The 21,618-nt window shown below is 72.2% G+C and carries 17 protein-coding genes; 10 read left to right on the forward strand and 7 right to left on the reverse strand.

The features are described from left to right. The first annotated feature begins 383 nt into the window (after positions 1 to 383). From AC0VYD_RS25670 to AC0VYD_RS25685, 4 genes are all read left to right on the forward strand, one after another. Positions 384 to 1,676: a multidrug effflux MFS transporter gene (locus tag AC0VYD_RS25670; RefSeq protein WP_475477877.1), complete on the forward strand. Its 1,293-nt coding sequence runs from the start codon at positions 384 to 386 to the stop codon at positions 1,674 to 1,676. A gap of 126 nt (positions 1,677 to 1,802) precedes the next feature. Beyond that, the gene (locus tag AC0VYD_RS25675; RefSeq protein WP_475477878.1) at positions 1,803 to 2,330 is read left to right on the forward strand and encodes a PadR family transcriptional regulator; all 528 of its coding nucleotides are present in this window, start codon (positions 1,803 to 1,805) and stop codon (positions 2,328 to 2,330) included. Next, positions 2,327 to 3,049 carry an ABC transporter ATP-binding protein gene (locus AC0VYD_RS25680; protein ID WP_475477879.1) on the forward strand — a complete coding sequence of 241 codons (723 nt, stop codon included), beginning with the start codon at positions 2,327 to 2,329 and terminating at the stop codon, positions 3,047 to 3,049. Before AC0VYD_RS25675 ends, AC0VYD_RS25680 begins: the two co-directional genes overlap by 4 nt. Further along, positions 3,046 to 5,403, forward strand: a complete 2,358-nt coding sequence (locus AC0VYD_RS25685) for an FtsX-like permease family protein (protein WP_475477880.1) — start codon at positions 3,046 to 3,048, stop codon at positions 5,401 to 5,403. The genes AC0VYD_RS25680 and AC0VYD_RS25685 overlap by 4 nt, the downstream gene beginning before the upstream one ends. Before the next feature lie 172 nt (positions 5,404 to 5,575). Here the strand turns inward: AC0VYD_RS25685 and AC0VYD_RS25690 are convergent, their stop codons facing one another. Further along, positions 5,576 to 6,970 carry a hypothetical protein gene (locus AC0VYD_RS25690; protein WP_475477881.1) on the reverse strand — a complete coding sequence of 465 codons (1,395 nt, stop codon included), beginning with the start codon at positions 6,968 to 6,970 and terminating at the stop codon, positions 5,576 to 5,578. Between the two features lie 232 nt (positions 6,971 to 7,202). On the opposite strand from AC0VYD_RS25690, the gene AC0VYD_RS25695 reads away from it, so the two are divergent. Continuing rightward, on the forward strand, positions 7,203 to 8,561 hold the full coding sequence (locus AC0VYD_RS25695; RefSeq protein ID WP_475477882.1) for a molybdopterin-dependent oxidoreductase: 1,359 nt from the start codon (positions 7,203 to 7,205) through the stop codon (positions 8,559 to 8,561). Beyond that, complete coding sequence (locus AC0VYD_RS25700) at positions 8,561 to 9,052, forward strand: hypothetical protein (protein WP_475477883.1); 492 nt, start codon at positions 8,561 to 8,563, stop codon at positions 9,050 to 9,052. The genes AC0VYD_RS25695 and AC0VYD_RS25700 overlap by 1 nt, the downstream gene beginning before the upstream one ends. On the opposite strand, the gene AC0VYD_RS25705 is transcribed toward AC0VYD_RS25700, so the two are convergent. The 4 genes from AC0VYD_RS25705 to AC0VYD_RS25720 form a co-directional block, all read right to left on the reverse strand. Further along, complete coding sequence (locus AC0VYD_RS25705; RefSeq protein ID WP_475477884.1) at positions 9,037 to 9,750, reverse strand: methyltransferase domain-containing protein; 714 nt, start codon at positions 9,748 to 9,750, stop codon at positions 9,037 to 9,039. The two genes, AC0VYD_RS25700 and AC0VYD_RS25705, sit on opposite strands and share 16 nt — an antisense overlap. Next, positions 9,747 to 10,418, reverse strand: a complete 672-nt coding sequence (locus AC0VYD_RS25710; RefSeq protein WP_475477885.1) for a TIGR04282 family arsenosugar biosynthesis glycosyltransferase — start codon at positions 10,416 to 10,418, stop codon at positions 9,747 to 9,749. Before AC0VYD_RS25710 ends, AC0VYD_RS25705 begins: the two co-directional genes overlap by 4 nt. Then, on the reverse strand, positions 10,415 to 11,194 hold the full coding sequence (locus tag AC0VYD_RS25715; protein ID WP_475477886.1) for a glycosyltransferase family 2 protein: 780 nt from the start codon (positions 11,192 to 11,194) through the stop codon (positions 10,415 to 10,417). The genes AC0VYD_RS25710 and AC0VYD_RS25715 overlap by 4 nt, the downstream gene beginning before the upstream one ends. A gap of 70 nt (positions 11,195 to 11,264) precedes the next feature. Next, positions 11,265 to 12,332, reverse strand: a complete 1,068-nt coding sequence (locus AC0VYD_RS25720; protein WP_475477887.1) for an NAD-dependent epimerase/dehydratase family protein — start codon at positions 12,330 to 12,332, stop codon at positions 11,265 to 11,267. 479 nt (positions 12,333 to 12,811) lie between these two features. Between AC0VYD_RS25720 and AC0VYD_RS25725 the strand changes: the two genes are divergently transcribed. Both AC0VYD_RS25725 and AC0VYD_RS25730 read left to right on the forward strand, forming a co-directional pair. Beyond that, positions 12,812 to 14,005, forward strand: a complete 1,194-nt coding sequence (locus AC0VYD_RS25725) for a PP2C family protein-serine/threonine phosphatase (RefSeq protein ID WP_475477888.1) — start codon at positions 12,812 to 12,814, stop codon at positions 14,003 to 14,005. Between the two features lie 332 nt (positions 14,006 to 14,337). Then, positions 14,338 to 15,417: a hypothetical protein gene (locus tag AC0VYD_RS25730; protein WP_475477889.1), complete on the forward strand. Its 1,080-nt coding sequence runs from the start codon at positions 14,338 to 14,340 to the stop codon at positions 15,415 to 15,417. Positions 15,418 to 15,522: 105 nt separating this feature from the next. Here the strand turns inward: AC0VYD_RS25730 and AC0VYD_RS25735 are convergent, their stop codons facing one another. Next, positions 15,523 to 16,782: an FAD-binding protein gene (locus tag AC0VYD_RS25735; protein WP_475477890.1), complete on the reverse strand. Its 1,260-nt coding sequence runs from the start codon at positions 16,780 to 16,782 to the stop codon at positions 15,523 to 15,525. Positions 16,783 to 17,353: 571 nt separating this feature from the next. Here AC0VYD_RS25735 and AC0VYD_RS25740 point away from each other — a divergent pair. Next, positions 17,354 to 17,542, forward strand: coding sequence for a hypothetical protein (locus tag AC0VYD_RS25740; RefSeq protein WP_475477891.1), 189 nt, complete (start codon positions 17,354 to 17,356; stop codon positions 17,540 to 17,542). After that, positions 17,539 to 18,078 (forward strand): hypothetical protein, encoded by a 540-nt coding sequence (locus AC0VYD_RS25745; RefSeq protein WP_475477892.1) that lies wholly within the window; start codon positions 17,539 to 17,541, stop codon positions 18,076 to 18,078. The genes AC0VYD_RS25740 and AC0VYD_RS25745 overlap by 4 nt, the downstream gene beginning before the upstream one ends. 128 nt (positions 18,079 to 18,206) lie before the next feature. Here AC0VYD_RS25745 and AC0VYD_RS25750 read toward each other — a convergent pair whose 3' ends face one another. Next, positions 18,207 to 20,744 (reverse strand): MMPL family transporter, encoded by a 2,538-nt coding sequence (locus AC0VYD_RS25750; RefSeq protein WP_475477893.1) that lies wholly within the window; start codon positions 20,742 to 20,744, stop codon positions 18,207 to 18,209. Between the last annotated feature and the right edge of the window lie 874 nt (positions 20,745 to 21,618).

The following is a 21,618-nucleotide window of genomic DNA, read 5'->3' on the forward strand; positions in this document are numbered from 1 at the left end:
GCCCGCCCCCGGAACTCGGGGCAGCAGGGCAGCAGGGCGACGAAACAGCGAGACGACGGAGCAGGGTGGCGGCGGAACGGCCGACCTGACACCCCCCCGTTCGGGGGAGAGCCCGGTCCGCGGGTGAACAGCGCGCGGCGACCGGTGCGCGGTGATCGGCCTCACGGCCCCCGGATCCCCCACTGACAGGGGATTCCAGCCTGTGGTTCGGATCACCGGGGATCCCGGGTCAAGCGGGGATTGCCACCCCATGGCCACCCGTTGCACGCGGAGTGTCCCCGCGTGGGACCCGTCCCGCAGGTGCCCCACCCGAAGGTGGCTCACGGCGCCGCAGATCACCCCAGGTCGACCCCGACCTTCCACAGCCCTGCTTTGGAGAGCTCGTGAGCCTTACCCTCGTGCGCCCGGACAAGCGCCGCAGCAGCCTCCCGGAGACGGCGCCCCCGGCACCGCGCCGCCCCGTCACCCCGACGCCCCGCCGTCCCGTCACCCTGCTCGTCCTCGTCCTCGGTGTGCTGTCCGCCATCGGGCCGCTGGCCACCGACCTCTACCTGCCCGCGCTCCCCGAGATCGCCGCCGACCTCGGCGCCAGCGAGTCCCGGGTCAAACTGACCCTGACCGCCGTGATGGCGGGCCTGGCCCTGGGCCAACTGGTCGCCGGGCCGCTGAGCGACCGCTGGGGCCGCCGCGCGCCCCTGCTCGTGGGCACCGCCGTGTTCACCGCGAGCACCTTCGCGATCGTCTTCGCCTCCTCGGCCGAGGCGTTCATGGCGCTCCGCTTCCTCCAGGGGCTGTCCGCCGCGACCGGGCTCGTGGTCTCCCGGGCGGTGGTCCGGGACGTCTTCCACGGCGAGACCGCCGCCACCTTCTTCTCCCGGCTCGTGCTGCTGACCGGGCTGGCGCCGATGCTCGGCCCGCTCCTGGGCGGGCAACTGCTCCTGCTCGGGCCTTGGCAGCTGATCTTCGGAGCGCTGGGGCTGATCGGCGCGGTGACGTTCGCCCTCGTCCTGTTCGCCCTGCCGGAGAGCCTGCCGCGGGAACAGCGGCGCCGACAGGACCCGCGCGTCCTCGCCCGCACCTTCGCCCGGCTGCTGCGCGACCCGGGGTTCATCGCCCCGACGGCGGTCCTGGCGCTGAGCTTCGGGATGAGCTTCACCTACATCTCGGCGTTCTCGTTCGTGTCGCAGTCCCAGTTCGGGGCGAGCGCCCAGCAGTTCAGCCTGGTCTTCGGGGTGACCACGCTCGGCATGATCCTCGGCAACCAGGTCAACGTGGTGCTGATCCGGCGGATGGAACTGCGCCGACGCCTGGGCCTGGGGCTGGTGGGCGCGGTCGCCGCCGTGCTCGCCATGGCGCTGCTGTCCCTGACCGGCGGGGCCGACCTGGTGACGGTCACCGCGGCGCTGTTCGTGATGATGGTCTTCACCGGCCTCATCTCGCCCAACGCGACCGCGATGGCGCTGTCCGGGCAGCCCTCGGAGATCGCCGGAACCAGCTCGGCGCTCCTGGGGACCCTCCAGTTCGGCGCGGGCTCGGCGCTGGCCGCCACCGCCGGGCTGACCGGTTCCACCACGATGGCGAGCATGACCGCGGTGATGCTGGCGACGGCGGTGGGCGCCGCCCTGGTCTTCCTGTTCGCCGCCGTGCGCGGCGGCACCCCCGCCCCGGCGGTCTGAACCACCGGAGCGACCACCCGCAACGAGGGTCCCGACCACTGGAGTCCGTCCGGACCGGCACGGGTCGGGGCCCCGGTTCGCCGCAGCTATACACTAAGCGTATACACCGCATGTATAGTCGTTGGCATGTCACTCGGACCAACCTTCCTGGGGCTGCTGGAAACCCGCCCCCAGCACGGATACGACCTCAAACAGGCCTACGACGAACAGTTCGCGACCAAGCGGCCGCTCGCCTACGGCCAGGTGTACGCCACCCTCTCCCGGCTGCTCAAGAACGGCCTGGTGGAGGTGGAGGCGGTCGAGCCCGGCGCGGGCCCCGAACGCAAGCGCTACACCGTCACCGAGGCCGGGGTCACCGACGTCGAACGGTGGCTCGCCGCCCCCGAGAGCCCCGAGCCCTACCTGCAGAGCACCCTGTACACCAAGGTCGTGCTCGCCCTGCTCACCGGCCGCCCGGCCGACCAGGTCCTGGACGTCCAGCGGGCGGAGCACCTCAAGCAGATGCGCGTGCTCACCCGCCGCAAGGCCGACGGCGACCTCGCCGAACAACTCATCTGCGACCACGCGCTCTTCCACCTCGAAGCCGACCTGCGCTGGCTGGAACTGACCGCCGCACGGATCGACGACCTGGCCGGGGAGGTACGCGGCCGATGACACACACCGCCCCCCAGAACTCCCCCGCCCCGGAGCACGCCACGGAACCCCTGCTCACCGCATCCGGACTGAGCCGCTCCTTCGGTCCCACGACCGCCCTGGTGGACGCCTCCCTCACCCTGTACCCGGGGGAGATCGTGGCCGTCATGGGTCCCTCCGGCTCCGGCAAGTCCACGCTGCTGCACTGCCTGGCCGGGATCGTGCGGCCCGACGGCGGCCGTGTCGACTACGACGACACCAACCTCGCCGAGGCCTCCGACTCCCGGCTCAGCGACCTGCGCCGAACCGACTTCGGCTTCCTCTTCCAGTTCGGCCAGCTCGTCCCCGAACTCTCCTGCGTCGAGAACGTCGCTCTGCCCCTGCGGCTGGGCGGGGAGCCCCGGCGCCGGGCCGAACGCACCGCCCTCGACTGGCTGGAACGGCTGGACGTGGCCGAGGTCGCCGGGAAGACCCCCGGTGAATGCTCGGGCGGCCAGGGCCAGCGGGTAGCGGTGGCCCGAGCCCTGATCACCCGCCCCCGGGTGGTGTTCGCGGACGAACCCACCGGTGCCCTCGACTCCCTCAACGGGGAGCGGGTGATCCGGATGCTCACCGAAGCCGCCCGGGACAGCGGGGCGGCCGTGGTCCTGGTGACGCACGAGCCCCGGGTCGCCGCCTACGCCGACCGCGAGGTCGTGGTCCGGGACGGCCGCACCCGGGACCTCGGAGGTCTCGGATGAGTCTGCGCGAACGCGCCCCCGAGGTCCGACAGGAGCAGGTCCGCCGGTCCTTCCCCAAGGACCTCTGGCTGGGCGCGCAGCTCTCCCTGCGCGGCGGCAGGGAGGTCGTACTGCGGACCGCGCTGACGGCGCTCGGAGTGGGCGTGGCCACCGCCGCCCTGCTTCTGGCCGCCGCCCTGCCGACCGTCATGGCCCACCTGGACGAGCGGCACGCGGACCGCTTCGACTACCAGGTGGCGGAGTACCCGCCGCCCCCCGCGGGCGAGGACACCCTGCTGTTCAGCATCGCCGACACCGACTACGAGGGCAGGAAGATCTTCGGCCGGGTCGTCCGTGCGGAAGGGTCCGGCCCTCCTCTCCCGCCGGGGGTGGCCGAAATCCCCGGCCCCGGGGAGATCGTGCTCTCCCCCGCCCTGGCCGAACTCCTCGAGGACCCGGAGAACGAGGTACTCCAGCGCAGGTTCGACCACACCGTGATCGGGGAGATCGGGCCCGAGGGCCTCATGGGGCCGCACGAGCTGGCCTTCTACCTCGGCGACGAGGACCTGACCCTGGACAGCGCCGGGAACCGGATCACCAGCTACGGCGGGGAGCCGAGTCCCAGCGGGGACGAACCCGTCATCCTGCTGCTCGGCGCGGTGGGCGTCGTCGTCATGCTCACCCCCGTGGTGGTGTTCCTCGGCGCGGCGGTGCGCTTCGGCGGCGAGCAGCGCGACCGGCGCCTGTCGGCGCTGCGGCTGATGGGCGCCGACCGCGGGGCCACCCGGCGCATCGCGGCCGGGGAGACCCTCCCCGGGGTCGCGCTCGGCCTGGCGCTCGGAGTGGGGTTCTTTCTCGCCGGACGCCCGATCGTGGAGTCGGTGCCGATCTCGTCCGGGTTGTACACCGCCGACGTGACACCGCACCCGGTGCTCGGCCCCCTGGTGTTCGTCGCGGTACCGCTGTTGGCCCTGTGGGTGGTGCTCGGCTCCCTGCGCAGTGTGGTGGTCGACCCGTTGGGCACCGTACGCCGCGCCGAGCGGCCCCGCCCCAGGCTGTGGTGGCGACTGCTCCTGTTCGTGCTGGGCATCTCCCTCATCGTTGCGAGCACGCGTCTCAGCCCCTCCGGAGGCCAGTGGGTCCCGATGGTGTCGGTCGGGCTCCTGGCCGCCCTGTTCGGCACGACGGCCGTGCTGCCCTGGTTGGTCGACCGGCTCTTCGGCCGCGCCTCGGGCGGCCCCCTCTCCCTCCAGCTGGCCCTGCGCCGCCTGGGCGCGGCGGGCGGCGGGCCCACCCGAGCGGTCAACGGGATCGTGGTCACCGTCGCGGGCGCCATCGCGTTGCAGAGCCTGTTCGCGAACGCCTGGGACGATTCCACGGTGGAGCTCGCGGAGACCGTCGAGGAGGTGTACGCGGCTCAGGAGTTCGGTGTGTCCGGGTTCCAGCTCCAGACCGAACTGCGGTCGGTCCCGGTAGGGAGCGACCCGGCCGGTGCCGTGGCTCAGGTGCGGGGGGTGGAGGAGGTCCTGGCCTACAGCAGCGTGGGCGGCGTCACCGACGACGGCTCCCAGGTCCGCGTCCTCGTCGCCGACTGCCCTTACCTGCGGGAGATGGCCGACCTGCCCGAGTGCTCCCCCGGGGACGCCTTCAGCGGAGTACCGGGGCTGGAACCCGGTGGGACGCTCATGGTCGGAGGCGGCGACGAGGTGGACGCGGCCCCGTGGACGGTGCCCGAGTTCACCGAGTTCGACGGGCCGCTGGCCGAGCACCCCTGGTACTCGATGGGGTACACGGCGCAGAACGCGATCCTGGCCACTGAGGAGGCGGCCGCACTGCCCGAGGGGATCGCGGTACCGGGCTCGCTCTGGATCCGGGTCGACCCGTCCGCCGCCGGAATGGAGGAGGAGCTCAAGGCCGCCGTCGCGGCCCTGGACCCGACGGCCCGAGTACAGGTCCCGACCGCCAGCGCGACCGTCCCCGCCATGGTCAGGATGCGTGACGCGCTCATGGCCGGAGCGCTCGCCTGCCTGACGGTGATCGCCGCCGGTCTGGTCGTGGGCACGGTCGAGCAGATCCGCGAACGCAGGAGGGTGCACGCGGTACTGACCGCCTTCGGCGCCCGGCGACGCACCCTGGTGGCCTCGGTGCTGTGGCAGACCGTGCTCCCCGTGCTCCTCGGCATCGCCCTGGCAGCGGTGGCCGGGACCGCTTTGGGGGCCCTGATCCAGCGGTTGGCCGGGCTACCGGTGACCTTCGCCCCAGCCGACATCCTGACCATCGTCGGCGCGGGCGCAGGGGTGGCGGTCCTGACCACCCTGCTCGCGATGCCCGCGCTGCTGCGGACCATGCGCCCGGAGGGTCTGCGCTGGGAGTGAACCGCAGACGGCAGACGTGCCGGGGCGTTGGCCCGTAAGCGGAGAGGCCGGGTCGGCGTGTTCCGCCGACCCGGCCGGTACGACAACCAGCGCGGTCGGTCCGAGGCGCCCCCAGGTTCGCGGACAGCTCCGCCCGCTCGGATGAGGGCAGCGGTTCGCCGCCCGACGGGGCTCACCACGCGGTGCGCAGCAGGTGGTTGACGAGCAGGGCGGTCACCGCCTGGAGGGCGAGCCACACGCGGTGGTCGCGACACGGCAGCAGCGCCGCCGCCGGGACCAGCCACAGGACGAAGGGAAGCCAGATGCGCTCGGTCTCGCCCTTGCTCATTCCCGACAGGTCGGCGACGGCGATCGCGCAGAACGCGGCCGCGACGAGCAGGACCACGGGGCCGCCGCCGGGGCCCGCCGATGACAGGGGCCGGGAGCGCACCGCCGCCGGAAGCAGGGCGAGCGCCCGTCGCAGCCCCGCGGCGGAGGCGACCCCGGCCGCGACCACGGCACAGGCCGCGTTCGCCCAGACCCAGTAGCCGTAGGGCCGGACCGCCGCCACACCCTGGTAGTAGCGCTCCACCAGCAGTCGGTACCCCTCCCACCACCAGAATCCCGCCAGCGTGAACGCCGCGGCGACGGCCGCGGCCCCCGCCAGTGCGTAGGGCAGCGGGCGTGCGGTGCGCGCACACACCAGGACAACCACCGCCGGGATCGCGATCAGGAGCAGCCCGTAGGACAGGTACACCGTCCATCCCAGCAGCAGGCCGGCGGCGAGCGCCGTGGAGCGGGGCGCCCTGGCCCCCGGAGCCGCGGCCACCGCGAGCAGAGCCAGTCCCCACGCCGCCACCGCCGCGAAGTAGCCGTCCGCCGACGCGCCGACCCAGACCGCGCCGGGGAACAGCACCAGGAACGGGCCCGAGGCGCGGGCCGCGCGTTCGGCTCCGAGCGCGCGAAGCGCGACGAGGACGGCGGCCGCGGCCGAACTCCCGACCACGACGCACCAGGCACCGGCCCAGGGACCGCCGCCGAGACCGATCCGGTCCAGGGCGACGAACGTCAGGACCGCTCCGGGAGGGTGCCCGGCGACGTGTGTGGGCCAGTTGTCGGGCTGACCGACCAGGATGTGCCCGGTGAACCCGCGCAGGGCCGCGCCCGCGTCCGCGAAGCGGTCGACCGACGCCAGGTACTCGTAGGGGGACTCCAGCGGTTCGGCGAACCCCCGCCATCCGTCGACGAGCGCGAGCGAGAAAGTCCACAGCGCTGACGCCGCCCAGGTGGTCAGCACCAGTGGGCGCCAGGAAAGGGACCGCGCCAGGGAGGGCCCGCAGACGACCGCCACGGCGCTCAGCACGATGGCGGGAACGGTACCGGGCCCGGTGTGCGGGAGCCAGGAGGCGGCCAGCGGTGGCCAGTCCACGTGCAGACTGCCGTCGGCCCGCTCGATGGAGGTTCCGACGACCGCGGCCAGCACCACGAGGAGCACGGCGCCGAGCGCGGTGAGCGCGTCGAGCCGACGTCCGGCGGGCCCGTCACCGACCGCTTCACGAACGTGGTGGTGGATACCGCGCGGCGTCACGCCGCCACCCTAGGTTCGACGTCCAGGCACGGCCACGACACCCGCCGGTGTGTCGGGGAAGCGGTGACAGTGCCTGCTCGGGAGGCGTTTCGATCCTCGGGGTCGCGGCCCGCCCGGCCTAGCATGATCGCGTGCGCGGGCTGGCGCAGCATGTGAGATGACCAGGTGAAAGACCACCCCGGCATGATCGCGTGCGCGGGGCTGGCGCCACGGGCGGTGGAGGAGAGCACGCATGGGCGAGGGCAGGGAAGAAGACGTCGGCCGGACGGGGGCACGAGGGGTCGCGGGCGACACGTCGGCCCGGTGGCGGGCGCTGCTGCGGGACGGGCCCGCACTCGGACCGACGCGCCCCGGCTTCTGGCGCAGCCCCGCCCGCGGGCCGTGGACCACGTCGGTGCTGGGCGCCGTCCTGCTCGTCGGCCTCGCCGTCGTGACCGTCACCGGGCTGCTGTCGTACGCCGCGTACAACCCCGACCTGACCCCGGTCAACGACAAGACGCCGGACAAGGGGCTGCTCGGCCTCTACCTCTTCCCCTGGCCGACCGACCCGCACTGGCTCTACAGGCTGACCCAGGGCCTCCATGTGACCTTGGGGATCGTACTGGTCCCGGTCCTGCTGGCGAAGCTCTGGTCGGTCCTGCCCCTCTTCTTCACCTGGCCGCCGGTCCGCTCCGCGGCACACGCCCTGGAACGCCTGTCCCTGGTCTTCCTCGTGGGCGGAGCGCTGTTCGTCTTCGCAACCGGGTTGCTGAACGTCCAGCTCGAGTACGTCTTCCCGGGTTCCTTCTACGTCCTGCACTTCTACGGTTCGTGGGTGTTCCTCGCAGGTCTGGCCGTCCACCTCGCCACCAAGGTGCCCGTCATGGTCCGGACCCTGCGCGGTCGGCCCGCCCCGCCCGGCCGACCGGGCGGGGCGGGCCGCGCCGGCGGCGCGTCGGCCGACGGGTCCGGGCTCAGTACGCCGGACCCGGCACCCGCGACCATTTCACGCGGCGGGGTCCTGGGCCTGGTCGGCCTGGGATCGCTGACCCTGTTCGCGGTCACGGCGGGACAGAGCCTCGGGGGGCCGTTCCGGGCGACCGCCCTGCTGGCCCCGCGCGGCAGACCGTCGGGAGAGGGGGCCAACGACTTCCCCGTCAACACCACCGCCTCCCGCGCCGGGGTCGGGGAGGCGGAGACCGGGCAGGACTGGCGGCTGACCGTCCGCGGCGGCAGCGGCGAGGCCATCCTCACCAGGCAGGAACTGCTCGCGCTCCCCCAGTCCCGGGCCTCCCTGCCGATCGCCTGCGTGGAGGGGTGGTCGACGCGGGACCAGGAGTGGTCCGGGGTCCGCCTGTCCGACCTGGCCGCCCTGGTCGGGGAGGCGGAACCGACATGGGTGCTCGTGGAGTCGGTGCAGCGCGCAGGGAGCTTCACCAGCGCCGGTCTGCGCGCCAACCAGGTCGCCGACCCCCGTTCGCTGCTGGCCCTGCGCGTCAACGGCGCCGACCTCTCCCTCGACCACGGGTATCCGGCCCGCGTCATCGTTCCGGCCGCACCCGGAGTGCACAACACCAAGTGGGTCGGACGGCTCACCTTCGGGGAGGCCTGATGGGCGCCCTACGGCGGTGGTACGGGGCCTCTGCGGCCCACCTCCTGGTCATGGCCGGGTCGTTCGCCCTGGTCGGATACGCGGGGGTGCGGTTGCTCGCCGGCGACGCCATCGGTGTCGCGGTGTGGTTCGTCGGGGCCGCCCTCCTCCACGACCTGGTGTTCGTACCCGGCTACACCCTGATCGACCGCGGTTGGCAGGCCGCCGCCAAACGCCTGGCGCGGGACGGGCGCGGCGCGGGGGACACCGGCTCCGGGCGGGTCCGGCTCATCAACCACGTACGCGTGCCCGCCGTCGTCTCCGCTCTGCTGTTCCTGGTCTACTTCCCACTGATCCTCGGCCCCTCGGACTCCTACCTGTCCAAGAGCGGGCTGACCGGAAACCCGTTCGCCGGTCGGTGGCTGCTGCTCTGTGCGCTGCTGTTCGCGGCCTCGGCGGCGGTCGGAGCGGTGCGCTACCTGCGCGGTCCGCAGGCCTACCGCCCGGCCTGAGGGGGCTCCGAGCCCCTCGGGCCGCAGATGGTGGCGCGCAGCGCCACGAACAGGCGTTCCTGGACCTGCCAAGTGTCGGCGTGGGCCCAACGCGCCCGCTCCGCCAGCCGCAGCAGAGCGGGAAGCCCGACCCTGGCCCACGGGAAGGGCGTGCCGAGAAGACCCCTTCCGTCGGTGATCCGCACGGTCACGCGCTCGCAGACGTCCTCTGGAACGGCCTCGACGATCAGCAGGCCGCTGGGCCGGACCAGGTCCAGGACACGGGCGAGCAACCTCTCGGGCGCCCCGTCGATGCCGATGTTGCCGTCCAACAGCAGTGCGGTCTGCCAGCCGCCCTCCCCGGGCAGCGGATCGAACACCGACCGGCACAGCGCCCGGGCGCCCGAGGCGTTGGCGCGCTCCACGGCCAGCGGGTTCAGGTCCACGCCGAGGCTCGGCCGGTGGCGTTCGGCCAACGCGGCGACCAGACGGCCGGGACCGCATCCCACGTCCAGGGTGCTGCCCTCGCAGCGGTCCAGGACGGTGGCGTCGACCGCGTCGACCTCTCCGCACCAGCGGCCTACCTCCAGCGGCAGCAGGGAACCGTCGGGCCATCGCAGGTACAGCGGTCCGCTCCCCCGGGCCAATGCCTCGGTGTACGGGTCGCACAGCCAGGCCGTGCCGTCTTCCGGGGCGGCGTCGGCCTCGGCGGCGCTCACAGCACCGTTCCGTCCGCCCGGCTCCTGACGGCCCGCGCGAAGCGGCCTCGCGGGGCCCGGCCCGCGACGCGTTCGACGTCGGCCGCGGTGTCCACGTCCACCAGGAGCGGCAGGTCACCGACCCGCAGGCCGGCGTCGGTCAGGCGTCGGCGCTGGACCCGGCCGGTCCGGTCCGTCGACATCGGCACGCCCAGCAGCAGGGCGGGGTCGGGATCCGCGAGGCCGAGTGCCCAGAAGCCCCCGTCCTCACAGGGGCCGAACCAGGCGTCCGCCCGCGACCAGGCGTCGGCGGCCAGCACGGGGGCCAGGTCCTCCCCCGTGACCTGTGGCGTGTCCATGCCCAGCAGCAGGGTGGGCCCCGAGCATCCGGCGAACGCGTCGGCCAGGCGCTCGTCCAGACCACCGCCCGCCTGGCGGACGACGTCGAACCCGCCCTCCGGCAACCACGGCCCCGCCCGCCCCTCCAGCACCAGCACCCTCCGGCGCGCGGGAAGCGACAGCACCGTGCGCAGTGTGTCCGCCAGCGCGGCCTCCGCCAGGCACGCAGCCTCCTCCGGGGTGTACTCGGGCGTCAGCCGGGTCTTGACCCGGCCGGGCACGGGTTCCTTGGCGATCACCAGGAACGTCGTGGCTCCGCGGGGCCCGGGATCTCGCGCGGCGGCGTTCACCGGCCGCCTCCGGTGGGCCGCGTCCGCGCCCGCGGGGCGGGCTCGCGCAGGACCGCCGCCATGTCCCGAACCGCCGTCCACGACCCCCGCCACGTACCGGTCACCTTGGAGGTACCGGTCCTCGGGTGGTACGGGACGTCCACCTCCTCGATCCGCCATCCCGCGTCCGCCGCGCGCACGACCATCTCCAGGGGGTAGCCGGAGCGCCGGTCGGTCAGGCCGAGTGCGAGCAGATCCGCGCGGCGCGCACCGCGCATCGGTCCGATGTCGCGGATGCGCACTCCGGTGCGTCTGCGCAGCATGCCCGCGACCACGGCGTTGCCCAACCGGGCGTGGGCGGGCCAGGCCCCGCGGCCGGTGGGGCGTCGGCGGCCCACGGCGAGGTCCGTTCGGCCCTCGCGGACCCCGTCCACCACGTACGGGAGCAGTGCCGGGTCCAGGGAGGCGTCGCAGTCGCAGAAGCAGACGACCTCGGCGACGGAGGCGGTGAGCCCGGCGTGGCAGGCGGCACCGAACCCCCGCCTGGGTTCGGTGACGACAAGGGCGCCCGCCTCCTCGGCGATACGCGCGGAACCGTCCGTGGAACCGTTGTCGACCACGATCGGACGCCATCCGGCCGGCACGCGCCCGAGGACCCATGGCAGGGCGGCCGCCTCGTCCAGGCACGGCAGGATCACCTCCACCGGTGGCGGCCGTTGCCCTCGTGGCGGGCCCTGGGGACCGGACTGGTTCGGGTCTGCGGCGGAGTCACCGCTCCCACGTCGCTCATCGATCACGAAGATCACGCTACGAAGCAGAGCGGCTCCGATGGGGGAGGAGTACCCTGCGACACGCGGACGCCTCGTGTCACCGCGTGGGACCCCCGGACCGGGCACGCGGCTCCGCTCGCGCGAACTCCTCGACGCCCTCGGTGAAGCCGACGCGCGGGCGCCAGCCGAACACCTCGGTGAGGCGGGCGGAGGAGGCCGTGATGTGCCGGACGTCGCCCAGGCGGTACTCGCCGGTGACGGTCGGGCGGGGACCGCCGTGCGCCTGTGCCAGGGCCCGTGCCATGTCGCCCACCGTGTGCGGTGTACCGCTGCCGACGTTGAACGCGGACAGGGTGCCCTGCGGCTGTTCGGAGAGGGCCGCAAGCACCGCCGCGTTGGCGTCGGCCACGTCGCGAACGTGCACGAAGTCGCGCCGCTGCCGACCGTCCTCGAACACGCGCGGGGCGAGCCCCCGGGCGAGGGCAGAGCGGAAGAAGGACGCCACGCCCGCGTAGGGCGTGTCGCGCGGCATACCGGGGCCGTACACGTTGTGGTAGCGCAACGAGACCGCGCGTCCGCCGACGGCCCGCGCCCAAGCCGCGCAGAGGTGTTCCTGCGCCAGCTTGGTGGCGGCGTAGACGTTGCGCGGGTCGGTCGGGGCGTCCTCCTCGACCAGTCCGGGTTCCAGCCCTGCGCCGCAGCGGGGGCACCGGGGATCGAAACGGCCGACCGCCAGGTCGGCCTCCCGCCGCGGCCCGGCCCTGACCGGGCCGTGCGCGGCGCAGGTGTAGGCCCCTTCGCCGTAGACCACCATCGATCCGGCCAGCACGATGTCGCGCACCCCCGTGCGGGCCATCGCGGCCAGGAGCGTCGCGGTTCCCAGGTCGTTGCAACCGACGTACTCGGGCGCGTCGTGAAAGTCCGACCCCAGCCCTACCATCGCCGCCTGGTGGCACACGGCGTCCACCCCTCGCAGTGCCCGTTCCACGGCGTCTGCGTCACGGACGTCGCACACCAGGTCGACGCCCGCGTCCCCCGGCGGGCGCCCCGCGTGCGCCTGTGGCAGCAGGGCGTCGAGCGTCACCACCGTGTGCCCGGCGCCGCGGAGGGCCTCCGCCGCGTGTGAACCAATGAACCCGGCCCCACCAGTGACGAGTACGCGCATTGTCTGCCAGGGGCGCGGTACCCGTCTCCGGGCCCGTTTCCCTGTTCCCCCCTCGATCCTTGTGTGGTTTCCCGGACAGGGCTTACCGATGCTCCTCCCGACCGGGCCGCGCGGCACTCGGACGGCGGACGGTGCCGCGAAACCCTTGAACCGCCCCTCGGTCCGGGCCCGGCCCGAACGGCCCCGGGATCTCGCTCCCGTTACGGAAGCAGGCGCCCGGAGCTCGCACGGACGGAACTCGCACGCGCTGGCACGACACGGCCTTCGGGGCGCGCCATGGGTCCACGTTAGGCCGCTGGGGCCGCGTAATCAGCGTGACGCACCGTCGGGTCGGCGCCGCGTCCCTCGGACCGGAACGCGAACACCCGGGGCCACCGCCCCGTGTCTCCCAGACGTCCCGGTCCGAACACTGCACAATGGTGGGAGAGCCCCCTGACCGGGTATGAAGTGACCCTCAAGCCGAGACACGGGTGGTCGACATGGCCGTCAACGACGAGCTGGTCGAGATGTTCGCCGGGCTGCTGGAGGACTCGCACCTGACGACGATCGAGCAGCTCCCCGCGACAGTGCGCGGACGCGCCGAGAGTGCGGGGCTCCGCCACGTGGCGATCTACGTGGTGGACCTCCAGCAGGACGTGCTCCGACTGCTGCTCCACGACAAGGACCGGGGGGACCCCGAGTACGGAGAGACCGAGCTTCCGATCAACGGCACCCTGGCCGGACGGTCCTTCGAGACCCTCACACCGCTGAGCGAGACCCGTCCGGGGCTCGACCGGTGGTGGATCCCCCTCCAGGACGGGGCCGAGCGGCTCGGGGTGCTGCGCGTGGACGCCGAGGAGTCCGGTGACTCCACCGTGCGGGCCATGCGGGCACTGGCGGTCATGGTCGCGATGCTGGTCGTGGTCAAACGCGAGTACAGCGACTCCTTCGCCCGGCTCTGCCGCACCCGGCCGATGAGCGTGGCGGCCGAACTCCAGTGGAACCTGATGCCGCCGAGCGAGTTCGCCAACCACCAGGTGACGATCAGCGCCGTACTGGAGCCCGCCTACGAGGTCGGCGGCGACGCCTTCGACTACGGGATCGACGGCGACGTGGCGCACATGGCGGTGTTCGACGCGATGGGCCACGACGTGACCGCGGGCCTGGCGGCCAACCTCGCGGTCGCCGCCTACCGCAAGGGCAGGCGGGAGGGCGCCACCCTGCTGGAGACGGGAGCGGCGATCGAGGCGACCCTGGTGGAGCACCTGGGCACCGTCCGCTACGTGACCGCCCTGATGGCCGACCTGAACATGAGGACCGGTCAGCTGACCTGGGTCAGCCACGGACACCACCCGCCGGTACGCATCCGGGACGGACGCATGGTCGACCTCCCCGACTGCCTCCCGGGCTCCCCGCTCGGCATCGACCTGGGGTTGGGCGCGGTCCTGTGCGAGGATCAGCTCCGCCCGGGGGACCGCCTGGTGCTGTTCACCGACGGGATCACCGAGACGCACGACCCGGGCGGCGACGAGTTCGGGCTGGACAGGTTCGTGAACTTCATCGTCCGCCACAACGCGGAGGGCCTGCCCGTCCCGGAGACCCTGCGGCGGCTGATCCACAACATCCTCAACCACCACGGCGACACCCTCCAGGACGACGCGACGGTCCTGTTCATGGAGTGGCTCGGCCCCTGAACCGGGAGGGCACCAGAGGCGCCGCGACACCCGGAACGGGAAGGACGCACACCCCGGAAAAAGGTTCACGGCAATCAATCGACAATCCGATTGATTCGACGGAGAACAGGGGCGGAAAATCCCGGTGGGAGTTATCCGATCGTCATTACCCGGTGTCCTCCGCCTTTCTTTCGGACCACTATGGTCGTCGACCGGTGAGTGTCCGTGCTGTTCAGGACGCCCTCACCGACCTCCGACCCGCGCGGGCCCCGTGAGGACACGGTCCGGTGCCGCGGCATCCCCTTCCCCGCCGACGAACCGAACACGGTCGGGGCACACCGAATGAGAGTTCCTTGACTTCCTGTTCCCGCAGCCACACCCGTCGCGCCCTCCAGAGCGGCCTGGCCTTCGTCGCCTTCGGGGCGCTCGGCGTCGCGGCCGCGGTCCCCGCCCACGCCGACACCGCGGAGGTCGGTTACGCGCGCGCGACCGTCGCCGGCGAGGCCGACATCTCCTCGTTCCACCACCGGGGCGCCGACTTCCACGGCACCAACCGGTACCTCGACGCCTTCGACGGCGAGATCTTCGCCGCCTCCCGGACCTTCGCCCTGACGGACGTGGTGGAGGACGAGCTGAAAGCGGAGGTGAGGTTCGAGGAACTGCGCGTCGAGCTCACCGAGGGGGATGTCGAGGCCATGCGCGGGGCCGTCGTGGACGGTGTCTCCCAGCCCGGGTTGGAGAACCCCGAGGACGGCTCCGAGGAACTGGTCCTCCAGGCCTCCTTCACCGACATCCTCGTCAGTACCGCCCAGAACTGGGCCGGTGAGCAGGAGTTCGTGCACGAGGGGGGCGAGCGGTCCGTCGCGGTGGACGAGGTCGGCGCCGAGTTCTCCTTCGTCACCGAGACCTCGCCCTGGGAGGAGACCTATCAGAGGCAGCCGCTGTGGGGCGCCCACCAGGCACTCGACCTGGTCGTGGAGTTCCCCGAGGAGGAGTTCAGCGTCACCTACCGGATCGGTGAGACCTGGGTCGGCGCTGACCTCCCGCCCGCGACCGACGGCGACGGCGACGGCGACGAGGGGGACGGCGGGGACACCGGCGGCGACGGGGATGCCGGGGACGGGGAGGACGACGGAGACGACGGTGACACCGGCACCGGCGATGACGGGGACGCCGGCGAGGGCGACCAGGGTTCCGGGGACACCGGCGGTGAGAGCGGCGATGACGGCTCCGACACCGGCGAGGACGAGGGCGGCGAGGCTCCGGCCGACGAGAAGGGCGGTAGGGGCGATGACGAGGACCTGGCCCGGACCGGCGCGCCGGTCGTCGGTCTGATCGCCGCCGGCGCGGCCGTGGCCGCGGGTGGTGGCGCCGCCGCCTACCTGGCCCGCCGCAGGGGGAACACGGTCACCGAGGAGAACGACGGGAGCTGACCTGCGTTCCCTGTCCCCTGCCGGGGCGGTGTCCGGGCCTGTCCGGACACCGCCCCGAACCGCCACCCGCCGCGCTCCCGGGCGGAGGACGGCTCCGTCCGTCCCTCAGCCCCGGGGGAAGAGCGCGTCGGTGAAGGGGTTGCGGAACTTCCCGTCCGGGTCGAAGCGCTCCAGCAGGCCCGCGAAGTCCGCGGCGCGTTCGTAGCCGCCGACGACCTCCGACGGCGGCAGCGTGGTGAGTTTGCCCCAGTGCGGTCGGGCGCCCAGCGGGGCGAGTCCCGCCTCCACCGCCCGCAGTACGGGCGTCACCCTCTCCGGGTCCCGGACCCAGGTGAAGTGGAAGGTCACCGAGTCCCGCCCGTGGGCGGGGCTGAGCCACAGGTCGTCGGCGCGGACCGTGCGCACCTCGGCGGTGTACAGCACCGGGGCGATCAGGTGCCCGATCCCCCGCAACGCGGCGAAGGCCTCCGGGGCCGCCGCGCGCGGCAGGTAGAGCTCGGACTGCAACTCCTCCCCCGCGCTCGGGGGCAGTTCGGGTCGGAAGTGCGGAAGCCGCTCGAACCAGGGGCCGACGGATCCCAACTGCTCCGTGGCGGCCCCGGTCGGCATCCCCGGCACCGGGTGTTGGGGGTCGGCCGCCGGGCGTCCCCCGCCCCAGGCGCCCTCCGGTGAACCCTCCCGGTGCTTGAGCCAGACCCGGCCGGTGTCCGCGTTCCAGTCGGTGAACAGGCTGACGCTGTGGGCGGAGCCGAACACCTCGTCGAACCCGGCTCCCACCTCGTCCAGGGGTACGTCCAGCCGGACCCGCTGGGACATCTCGAAGGCCGGTTCGATCTCCAGGGTGAGCCGGGTGACGACACCGAGAGCCCCGAGCGCCACCACCGTTCCGGGGAAGGTCCCGGGGTCGTCGTCCCGGCTCAGCCGCACGGTGCCGCCGTCCGGTCCGACCAGTTCCAGGCCGCGCACGGCGGCGGACAGGCAGCGCTGCCGGTCCCCGGAGCCGTGGGTTCCGGTGGCGCAGGACCCGGCCACCGAGATGTGCGGCAGCGAGGCCAGGTTGCCCAGGGCCCAGCCCTTCCGGTGCAGGGCGGCGGAGAGCTCGGCGTACCGGACCCCGGCCGGGACGGTCACGGTGGACGCGGACGGGTCGATCCCGATCTCCTCGGGGAGGGCGTCCAACCGGAGCAGGTCGTGCCCGGAGTCCGCGACCCCGTTGAAGGAGTGCCCGCTGCCGAGCGCACGGATCCGCGGACTGTCGCGGACCAGGGCGGAGAGTTCACCGAGGCTGGTGGGGCGGTGGATCCGGGGGCTGGCGTAGGTGAGGTTCCCGGCCCAGTTACGGACCGGCGCCGACGAGGAGGACATGGCGCGCTCCGGAGGTAGGGGTGGCTGTACCAGACCCTACCTGGGAGCGGTTCCAGCGCTCTGGCAGCACATGCCGCCAAGCCCCTCGCCAAGAGGTGCGGGCGCCCGCGGGGTCTCCACTCCCCGCCGGCGCCCGTGAGGCCCACAGGGGCGCATCTCGCACGGATGAGCGTGTGCCCTGTTCTGGCTGACCGCAATCCACCAATTCGGCACACGAACTTCAAGCCGCAGCAGATTTCTTTCCCCTGCCGCCCTCCCCAAACACCGTTGGACGAATATGGACGAAGAAAGACGGATATCGCGGAACCCCGAACGCCATGGCCGGATCCAACGCCTTTCCGCTTCCACCCACCCAACTCACAAAGCACCACATACCGCCCAACCAGCGCCCCGATCCCGGAACCCCTGCGGTTGGGCACTTTGACGCCGCCGGAGCATCGGGTAGCTTGCTTCCACCGAAAGGTCGGGGTTCTCCACACAAAGCACCATCTCCGCCTTTCGGCATACCCGGAGACGTCATTTCCGATGTTCCGGAATCCGACCATCTCGCACCGATGAAAGGAACCCGACGATGGCCCCCTTAACCGGTGGACCCCCTGCCTGGCGAGTACTCGTACTCGTCCTGATCCTGGTTCTCGCCCTGGCCCTCAGCACGGGCGGGCACGACCTGCTGACCGCCCTGCTGCTGAGCACCTCGGTGATCGGCCTCTGCGTGGACGTGGTGGGTCGGAGGCTCCCCGACCAGAAGGAGGCGGCGTGACCGCAGCGGAGTTCGCCGAACACCCCACCGGCCCCAACCCCTCCTTCCGCCCCTCACGGGACGCCACCCCGCTACGCACTCGCCGGGCCTCCGACGGCCACGTGTACGGGTGGGTGCGTCTGGAACCGGCCGAGGCCGAAACCGGGCACCCGAGCCGCACGGCGGAGACCGAACGCATCCTCTCGACACCACCGCGCCCCCTCTCCCAGCGGCCGCGGCTCGTCCGCGACATGGCGGGGTACGAGCAGCGCCCCAACCCCATGGGCGCGAAGACCCCCGGGGCGTTCATGCGCACCATGCGCCGGTACCACCTGTGGTCCGGGGAGTCGTCCTACCGCCAGCTGGAGAAGTACTGCGGAGGCGCGGTCAAACGGTCGACCTTCCAGGTGACCCTGAACGGTTCCCAACTGCCCAGCTACGTGTTCCTCACCGCGTTCGTCACCGCCTGCGCCGGTGAGGACCCGGAGGAGATGAGCAGGTGGGTCACGGCCTGGCGCCGGATCCGCCTCGCCGCCGAGGAGAGCGCCGAAGGGTGACGCCCGCCCGGGGCGCGGACAGGGAGCGGCCGCGCCCCGGGCCCACCGCGGTCACGGCCCGCTGCCGGGCTCACGGGCCCTCGCCGTGCACGGAGCCGGGGGTGCCGTTCCCGTCGGTCAGCTGCGGCTCAGCCCCGCTGGGGGCGGGCCCCGTCGGACTCGGTCCGCAGGTTCGCCCCCTCGATGTCGACGTCCGGCAGGACACGGCCCAACCACCGGGGAAGCCACCAGGCCGCCTTGCCGAAGAGCGCCATCAAGGCCGGGACGAGCGTCATCCTGACCAGGAACGCGTCCACCAGGACCCCGACGGCCAACGCGAAGGCGACCGGCTGGATGGTGGTGTTGTCGCTGAAGACGAACGACGCGAACACCGCGAACATGATGACGGCCGCACAGACCACCACCCGGGCGCTGGCGCGGAAACCGCTCACGACGGCGTGCCGGGCGTCCCCCTCGTGGACGAAGTCCTCCCGCATCCGGCTGACCAGGAAGACCTCGTAGTCCATGGCCAGACCGAACAGGGTACCGATGAGCACGATCGGCAGGAACGACAGCAGTGTCTCGGTCGGTGTGACCCCCAGCAGGGAGCTGCCGTAACCCCACTGGAACACGGCGACCGTCGCACCGAGCGCCGCACCCATGCTCAGGACGAACCCCAGCGCGGCCTTGACCGGTACCAGGATGGAACGGAAGACGAGCATCAGCAGCACCAGGGCCAGACCCACCACGACCGCGAGGAAGAGCGGCATCGCCTCTGCGATGCGCTCGGAGGTGTCGATGCTGGTCGCGGTCGCGCCGGTGACGGAGATGGTGGCCCCGGTGTCGGACTCCCAGCCCGAGCGCGCGTCCCGGATGTCGTGCAGCAGTTCCTCGGTCCGCACCGAGGAGGGACCGTCCTCCGGTACCGCCACGACCATCGCGGTGTCCCCTGCGTCGTTGCGGACCGGCGACTGCACGCTTTCGACCGCGTCGAAGGACTCCAGTTCCTCGCGGACCCGTTCGGCGTCACCGGTGTCCTCGGACTCCACCGTCACCAGCAGGGAGGCGTTGAAACCCTCGCCGAACTCCTCGGTGATGATGTCGTAGGCCCGGTGCTGGGTGCTGTCGGGGGCGCTGGACTCGTCCGTGGGCAGGCCCAGCCTCATGCTCTGGATCGGCAACAGAGCCGCCCCGAGGACGAGGAGAACCGCGACCACGGCCAGGAGCGGGTGCCGGGTCACGGTGCGGGCCCACCGGGAGCCGAGCGTGGATTCGGCGGTCAGGGCCCTCTCCGCACGCGCGCCCAGTCCGGGCAGCCGCCCCGCGCGTACCCGCCCGCCGAGCAGGCCCAGAACCGCGGGCAGCAGGGTGACGGCGACCAGAACCGAGAAGCTCACGGTGACGGCCGCGGAGACACCCATGACCGTCAGGAACGGGATCCGGACGACGGACAGGCCCAGCAGGGCGATGACCACGGTCACACCGGCGAAGACGACCGCGCTTCCGGCCGTGCCGATGGCCCGGCCCGTGGACTCCTGCGGATCCATGCCCTCCAGGATCTGCTGGCGGTGCCGGGCGAGCACGAAGAGGCTGTAGTCGATGCCCACGGCCAGCCCGAGCATCAGCGCCAGCAGGGGGGCTGTGCTGGTCAGCTCCAGGATCCGGGAGAGCGCGTAGACCAGGGCCATGCCCGCGCCCGCACCTGTCAGGGCCATGAGGATCGGGAGCCCCGCCGCCACGACGGCTCCGAAGTTCAGGACGAGGACGCCCAGCGCGACGAGCAGGCCCACGCCCTCGCCGCCGTGGATACCGGCGACCTGGGCGGCGGTGATCGACTGGCCGCTGAACTCGACGGTCAACCCGGCCCGCTCGGCCTCGTCACCGCTGTCGAGCAGTTCGTCCACGGCCCGGGAGGGAACACTGCCGTCGGGTTCGACGAACTGCACCTGGAGCAGTGCCGTGGTCCCGTCGTCGGAGAAGAGCGGGATCTGTTCCCTCAGTTCCTCGTCGATCCGCTCGGTGGCCTCCTCGGGGAGGTCGTCCTCCTCGATACGGCGGTCGACCTCCTGCTCGACCTGGGACCGGGCCTGCTCCTCGTCGAAGGCGGGCGCCTGGGAGCGGACCTGCTCGCGTGCCTGTTCCTCGGCCTGTTCCAACGCCTGCTCACGGCCCGGCGCGCCCTCGGGGAACTGTTCCTCCACAGAGGAACGCGCCTGTTCGACGGCCTCCTCCTCGGCATCGGCCAACTCGGAGTCGTACTCCGCACGCGCCTGTTCCATGCCCTCCTCCACCATGGAGGAACGCACCTCGTCACTGTTCAGGGCCTGTTCGTAGCCCTCTTCGTACAGCTCGAAGGGGTCGGTGACCGACTCGACGCCGTCGATGTCCCCGACCTCGTCGGCGGTGTCCCGGACGGCCTCCTCGTACTCACCGGAAGCGATGTCCTCGCCCTCGGGGGTTTCGAGGACCACGGTGGCGCGGCCGCCGCTGCGTTCGGGGAACCGCTCCTGAAGCATGTCCACGGTGTCCTGGGACTCGGTCCCGGGGATCGAGAAGGAGTCGTTGACCGGGACCCGGAACACGGCGGCGGCCGTGGCCAACGCGGCCACCAGGGCGATCCACGCGATGATGACCGACCACCGGTGTCGGTAGGTGAACTTTCCCAGCCGGTACAGGAGCGTTGCCATCGTTTCATCTCTGTGGTCGTCGGGTATTCGGCACCGTCAGGCCGGACAGCCCGCTTACCGGGCGCTCCTCCGCCTCTGACGGCTCACAACGAGTCCGCGCGTCGCACGGCGAGGACCCTCGCGTGCGCTTGTGCACTCACTCACCCTGGGTCATCTTCGGTGCCGGACCGGGGTGCGTTCACTCCTCGGCGTGTCCGGGAGGCGGGCGTTCGCCACGGCCCGGACCGGCCTGGCCGGATGTGGTCAAGGAAGTGCCCCGCCGCGGAGAAAAGGCGGTCCGTGTCCGGTGCCGTCGACGTACGCGTCGGTCCGCCCACTCGACCCCGCGGCATCGGGCATTGTGAAAACGGAACGGCTGAACACCGGTTTGCGCAGGTTGACGCACTGACTTTCTCGTGGGACCCCTTCCCGGCGGCCGTAGGCCAGAAGGGCGTCAGGGCGGAGCGGAGGATGATTCCTCCTCGCCGAAGACCAGTTCCGTGAATTCCGACGACCCGCGGGGACAGGCCACAGGCGGAGAGTCGGCATGCGCGGAACACGGGGGCGAGGCTTCGATCTTCCCGTCGATCACGAACCGCTGACCAGGGAACTTGCGGATGGCTTGCATGTTTTCACCGGACGGTCGCTGACCTGGCAGACCCAGGGGATAATTCATTCCCGCTTTGTGTAAACCTTCGCTCACACAAGGCGTCCTTTTGGCCTTTGCGCCGTTTCCGTAGCACCCTGTTCGACAGCGGCATATACACCACATGGATCATGGGTTAACCTCTGGCGTATCTTTTTCCGCCTTGTCCGGATTCAGCGGTCACCCCTGGACGAGGCGTATACCGAACCCCCGACCTCCCGTTCCCCGTTGCCCGTTCTCTCGGGAGCA

Source organism: Nocardiopsis sp. iso_40, assembly GCF_056173285.1.

Coding starts and splice junctions, on each gene's coding strand:
- AC0VYD_RS25735 (WP_475477890.1), bottom strand. CDS start 16,782: ATGTCCTCCTCGTCGGCGCCGGTCCGTAACTGGGCCGGGAACCTCACC.
- AC0VYD_RS25680 (WP_475477879.1), top strand. CDS start 2,327: ATGACACACACCGCCCCCCAGAACTCCCCCGCCCCGGAGCACGCCACG.
- AC0VYD_RS25725 (WP_475477888.1), top strand. CDS start 12,812: ATGGCCGTCAACGACGAGCTGGTCGAGATGTTCGCCGGGCTGCTGGAG.
- AC0VYD_RS25720 (WP_475477887.1), bottom strand. CDS start 12,332: ATGCGCGTACTCGTCACTGGTGGGGCCGGGTTCATTGGTTCACACGCG.
- AC0VYD_RS25700 (WP_475477883.1), top strand. CDS start 8,561: ATGGGCGCCCTACGGCGGTGGTACGGGGCCTCTGCGGCCCACCTCCTG.
- AC0VYD_RS25685 (WP_475477880.1), top strand. CDS start 3,046: ATGAGTCTGCGCGAACGCGCCCCCGAGGTCCGACAGGAGCAGGTCCGC.
- AC0VYD_RS25695 (WP_475477882.1), top strand. CDS start 7,203: ATGGGCGAGGGCAGGGAAGAAGACGTCGGCCGGACGGGGGCACGAGGG.
- AC0VYD_RS25740 (WP_475477891.1), top strand. CDS start 17,354: ATGGCCCCCTTAACCGGTGGACCCCCTGCCTGGCGAGTACTCGTACTC.
- AC0VYD_RS25750 (WP_475477893.1), bottom strand. CDS start 20,744: ATGGCAACGCTCCTGTACCGGCTGGGAAAGTTCACCTACCGACACCGG.
- AC0VYD_RS25675 (WP_475477878.1), top strand. CDS start 1,803: ATGTCACTCGGACCAACCTTCCTGGGGCTGCTGGAAACCCGCCCCCAG.